4 protein-coding genes are annotated in these 4,991 nt (G+C 67.0%); all 4 read right to left on the bottom strand.

Annotated features, from left to right (window positions below):
- Positions 1-757 precede the first annotated feature (757 nt).
- The 4 genes from KTR66_RS24605 to KTR66_RS24590 all read right to left on the bottom strand — a co-directional run bounded on the left by KTR66_RS24605 (position 758) and on the right by KTR66_RS24590 (position 4,744).
- Positions 758-1,198, bottom strand: coding sequence for a recombinase family protein (locus tag KTR66_RS24605; RefSeq protein WP_213617399.1), 441 nt, complete (start codon positions 1,196-1,198; stop codon positions 758-760).
- Positions 1,199-1,917: 719 nt separating this feature from the next.
- On the bottom strand, positions 1,918-2,508 hold the full coding sequence (locus KTR66_RS24600) for a hypothetical protein (protein ID WP_213617398.1): 591 nt from the start codon (positions 2,506-2,508) through the stop codon (positions 1,918-1,920).
- Between the two features lie 84 nt (positions 2,509-2,592).
- On the bottom strand, positions 2,593-4,401 hold the full coding sequence (locus KTR66_RS24595) for an AAA family ATPase (RefSeq protein ID WP_213617397.1): 1,809 nt from the start codon (positions 4,399-4,401) through the stop codon (positions 2,593-2,595).
- The gene (locus tag KTR66_RS24590) at positions 4,385-4,744 is read right to left on the bottom strand and encodes a DUF6634 family protein (RefSeq protein WP_213617396.1); all 360 of its coding nucleotides are present in this window, start codon (positions 4,742-4,744) and stop codon (positions 4,385-4,387) included. The genes KTR66_RS24595 and KTR66_RS24590 overlap by 17 nt, the downstream gene beginning before the upstream one ends.
- Positions 4,745-4,991 lie beyond the last annotated feature (247 nt).

Raw genomic sequence — 4,991 nt, 5'->3', positions numbered from 1 at the left:
CCAGGGTGAGAAGAGTGCTTTCGTCCGGGGGAGAGGGCCGCGCCTGAGTGCCACCGGTGGGGCTGGTGGGGCGGAGCTCGACGGTCAGGGCGGCGTCGGGACTGACATGGCGGGGCGGCATGGGGGGTTATCCTGATATAAAGCAAGGTGTTCATCTATCAGGTTATGTATAAATCGGATTCTGTCGAGCAAAATTTCGCGAAATATTCAAATCGTATTTGTATGGTAGTCTTGCTATCCAGATTTGAGCCCTGGATAGTGTTGACAACATCGAGCCGTTCCTGATTTTGGCCCGAAAGGGGCTACGTCCGGGATAGCCCAGATCCAATCCAAGGGGATCACGGGCCAGCTACCTAAAGCGTGACGTCACGAAAATTGACTGAGGCCCACTTGAGGCGGCCAAACCGGCCCTTTATGGCCAGACCGCCCCTCCGGCCGAGGCCGACAGATGCCCGTACGCTGCCCTCGGCGAGGGGGCCCTGTAGGGTAAGGTGGTCCGATTTGGGCCACCGGCGGCGAGTTTCACCAATTTCGTCACGTCACGAAAATATGCCGTGACGGCCTGATTCCGGCGCCTGTGGCCCCAGACGAGGCTCCCTTGTCAGGCGCCATCCCGTTGCGCTGAGCTCCGACCGGCCGCGTCCGAGCACGGCCATTGCCCATGGCTGTCCATCCAGCCCGCCGCTCCTGCATCGCGGCGACGGCCTTGGCGAGAACGGGCGGTCGCGATGGATCGGCGATCTCCAGAGGGCGCACCTTACACGCGCCCGCGGCGTCTCTTGTCGGCCAGTTCCTTGAGGTACAGGGCATCCACCATGCCCTTGAGGCCTAAGCGAGCCTCGGACACTTCACCCTCGGACAGGGTGATGATCCGGACCCCGGTGGACTCCGCCGCTTGGTGAAGGGCCGCCAGATGCCCCGGGTTGCGTGAGAGACGGTCGACGCGCTCAGCCAGCACCACGTCCACCGCGCCCGATCGCATCGCCGACATAAGGGCCTGATAGCCTGGGCGCAGCACCGTGGAGCCTGACACCCCGTGGTCGGTCAACGTCTCAGCGATGACCCATCCCTCACGCTCGGCTCGGGCCTGGCAAATCCGGACCTGCTCCTCGATCGAGCCATCTCGCGGATGGGCCATGGCGGTGCGGGCATAGACAGCGGCGCGCGGTGGTGCGGCGCTCAGGCGGGACGGGTCCATATCGTGATCTGTACCAAGTTCAGCCAAGACCGCGGGGCGATCGGCCGATCCACGGCCAGTAGCGCTAGAATAGGCGATGAAATTGCCGTCGCCGTGGAGAGTGTCGCCTGCTCGTTCGTGTACTGAACGGGGCTGAGTTGAGACAGGATTTCCGGCCTCAAGGGCTGTTTGGGGATAGAACGGGGGGCTTGTCATGTGGCACCTTGGGAGAAAAGAGTGGATGGTTCATCTACCAGGGTATACAGGAATTGAATTCTGTCGAGAAAAATTTTGCGGTGAACTGGACTCGTAGTGTGAATCGATCTGAACGGGTGGATTCAAGCCCAGGTTTTCGGAACTGTTGAACGGCATCCGACTTCAATTTGAGATGGGAGGCGGGCGACCAGGGGCTGCCGGTCGGCAGTGGTCGGACCAGATTAAATAAAACGTCACGTCACGAAAATACGCAGAAACTGCCCCGAAGTGGTCACACCGGTCATTTCGGGCCTAGGCGCCCTCCGGCCAAGGCGCACAGATGCCCGTACACTGCCCTCGGCGAGGGTGCCCTGTAGGGTGAGATGGTCGGATTTCGGCAACCGGCGGCGGGCTTTGGTCTTTTCGTAACGTCACGAAAATAGGCCGTGACGGCGTGATCCCGCCCCTGTGGCCCACGGAGGAGGCTCCCTGGTTGGGGCGCATCCGGGTTGCGCTGAACGCCGACCGGCCGTGTTGGGGTGCCGTCATTGCACATGGCTTTCCGACCCCGCCCAGCGCTCCAGGATCTCCGTGACGGCCTGGGCTGTCGCCTGGTATCCGAGGAGCATGCCCTGAGCGTCAGGCTCGGCCCGATGGCGTGGACCGGTCCTCTGCCTCCGCGCCCGCCGCCCGGCCCAGAGACAATGCAGGCGCTCCTGGCCCACCGAGACGCCAGGCGGGGGAGCGGCACTGAGCAGGCGGGCTGTCTCGTCCCAGCACACATCGACCAAGTCGATGATGTTGGGCCACCGGTGCGGAGGATGATCCGTCAGCGCCAAGAGGCGCTGCATCCACTCCGTCTCGCGCTCGGGCGCGTCAGAGACCAGCTGCCGACCGGCCGCCAGCCGCAGCAGGAGGTCCGCCACCTCTCGGGCTGGCTTGCCCTCGGCCCGGAGACGCTCCCGGGACAGGCCGTGGAGTTCCGCGGCGGAGGCGCTCCAATCCGTCCAATCCGGCTCCGGTCGGATCAGCACGGCGCCGGAGCCTCCGGCATGGGCCCAGCCGAGCTCGATCGGGTAGGACTGCGGCGCAAGCGATGACGCCTCGAAGTCGATGAACAACTGGCGATCACGCATCGGCCATGGCCCTGGAATGGCGGGCCGAGGCCAATTTCGTGACGCACGGAAATGCAGTCCGGCGGGGCATGGCTGCGGGTCCGCTCAATGCGCGGCCTCGCCTGTGCCGAGGGCGACCAGGGCCAACAGGCTGCGCAGCGCCCGTTTGATCCGTCGCGGATCACGGTGTCGCGCAAAGTCCTTCTGAAGCAGTTCCGCCTGCGCGGGCGACAGTTCCGGCAGCAGTCTTGGGTCGGGCAACCCGAGCTCGACAGCAAGGTCCAGCCGCATGGTCGCGATCAGACTGGGCAAGGCCTCCGACTCCGGCGGCTCCATGATGGCCACATGAAGCCGCGACCGCAGGGGCGCGGGCAGTGCCTCCAGCTCGTTCGCGGTGAGCACCCAGGAGACATGGCTCAGATCGACTGGCCCACCGACGCAGGGATCCTCAAAGCTGCGTGCCGTATCGCGCTCAAGATAGGTCAGGAGCGCGTCGAATGCGCACCCGTTCCTGCGGTCATCCGACGCCTTGTCCACCTCGTCGATGAGCAGCAGGGGGTTGGCGGTGCGCAGCACCACCAGTTGCTCCACCGGCCATGCCGCATGGGTGCTGCTCCAGCCGCGCGCCGTGCCGGAGAGCTCACGCGTATCGCTCGACGCCGCCGCCGACTGCCAGGCAAATCCCAGGCCGAGGACGGCAGCGATGCGCCGGGCCAGACGGGTCTTGCCGATCCCGGGCGGCCCAACCAGGAGCAGTGGTGGCAAGGTCAGCGGCCGTGCCGGACCGAGCCCGAGCAGCGCCATCTCCCTCTGGACCAAGTCGAGCACCGGTCGGGCATTGGGCATCTCGGCGGCCAGGCTGGAGAGCCTCGCCATGACCTCGGCCAGGGGAGGCACGAGGGTCACCGGCATGGGCTGGCCGAGCGGCTCGTACCGGCTGCCGAGCGAATTGCGGTTTTCCGTCAGGCGGCGTGGGTCGAACCCCGGGAAGGGCGTCCGCCGGTCGGGCCGTGGATCAGGCTGGGAGCCATCATTCGCGCTCCGCGGTTCGTTGTCACCGTCCCGTTCCTGCAGGAGGCCTGGGATGCGGCTCCGGTCCGCCGCCCTGCGCTCTGCCTCTCGCGCGGCCCGCCGCCGCGCGGCACTGGCCTCACGACGCGCCCGCCCGCGCTCGGCGGCTCGCAGCAGCCCGTTGTCGATGCGCTCGCGGAGGTGGCTCCCGTGCCCCTGCCAATACGCCTGGGCCTCGACGTCGGCCTGGAGGGCGGCCAGCATGTGGTCCGCCGCGATCGCGTGCCATGGCAGATGCAGCCCATCCCAAAAGGCCTGACGCATCCTGTCGAGGACGCGCTCCAATCCGCGCTCCGCCGCGAGGGTGAAATCGGCCATGGCCTCACTGTCCCGCGGTGCATCGGGGCCGGTGAGCGGCAGCAGCGCGAGAACCATGTCCATCAGCGCCAGCAGCTTGGTGTCGCCATCCTCCGACTGGCTGGCGAGAAAGAGGCTGGAGAGCTGGACTTCCACGCCGCTGCAGTCACCCAGGTCGTGCAGGCGGGATTCCTCGCTCAGCCAGTGCGCGGCGATCCTGGCCGCGCTGAGATCGCCACTGTCCAGGGCCGCGGCCAGTTCCAGCCATCGGGTGCTCGTCTCGCTCGTGGATTCCGCCGCATGGGGCGGCGGCAGGGCTGCCAGTCCGCGGAGAAGATGGGCCAGGACGGATCGCGTAAAGCGAACCTGCTGATCCGTCGGCTCGGGACGGCGCCACAGCGCAAAGGGCTGCAGCCGCAGCAGGGCATCGGGAGAGAGCTCTGCCACATCGGCGGGGAGCCGCGCGGCATCCTCCCACTCCCCCGATTTATCGCGCCGGTTGCCGTGCCTGCGGGGCTGCTTGGAGTTGTCAGTGTCGCGAGCCAAAGGCCCCCTCCGCATCCGAGGCGGGGACGCCGAGCACGTACCAGCGGGACACGGTGCGGGCGAGCGACCGCTCCGGATCGAGGAGGATCACGTCCGAGGTCAGGACGCGGGGCGTGTCGCCGAGGACCGGATGCCCCGTCACACTGCCGGTCAGGGCGTAGGGCGCCGGGGCGGCCATGAGCCTCCAGTTTGAGATGACCGGCGCCGCGGCGATCTCAGCAGGGGTCGGGTACCTGCCACCAGCGACGCTTTCCAGCGCCTCCGCCAGGTCGCGGGCGCGTCGCGCCTGGGCCAGCAGCAAGGCGGTGGCGAGATCGGGGTGGATGAGGTCGAGACGCAGCATGGGCACTCCCAAAATGGGTGGGTGACAGCGGGTGATGGGTAGGGTGGCTTGGGGCAGGCCAGAACGGCAGCGGGTGCCGGTCAGTCGCTGGGCCAGCGCCGAGGCAGGAGGCGCCGATCGGGGACCATGTCCTCCGCGCGGATGTGAAAGACGCGTCGTCCTCCGCCATCGCGTTGGTGTGCCAACGCCCGGAGGAGGATGGCGACGATGGTGCAGCGTTGCTGATGCGCGACCTCTCGGATCTGCT

Origin of the sequence: Roseococcus sp. SDR, assembly GCF_019083995.1 — a bacterium.
In the GTDB taxonomy this organism is placed as follows: domain Bacteria; phylum Pseudomonadota; class Alphaproteobacteria; order Acetobacterales; family Acetobacteraceae; genus Roseococcus.
This window is presented reverse-complemented; position numbering and strand designations above follow the sequence as displayed.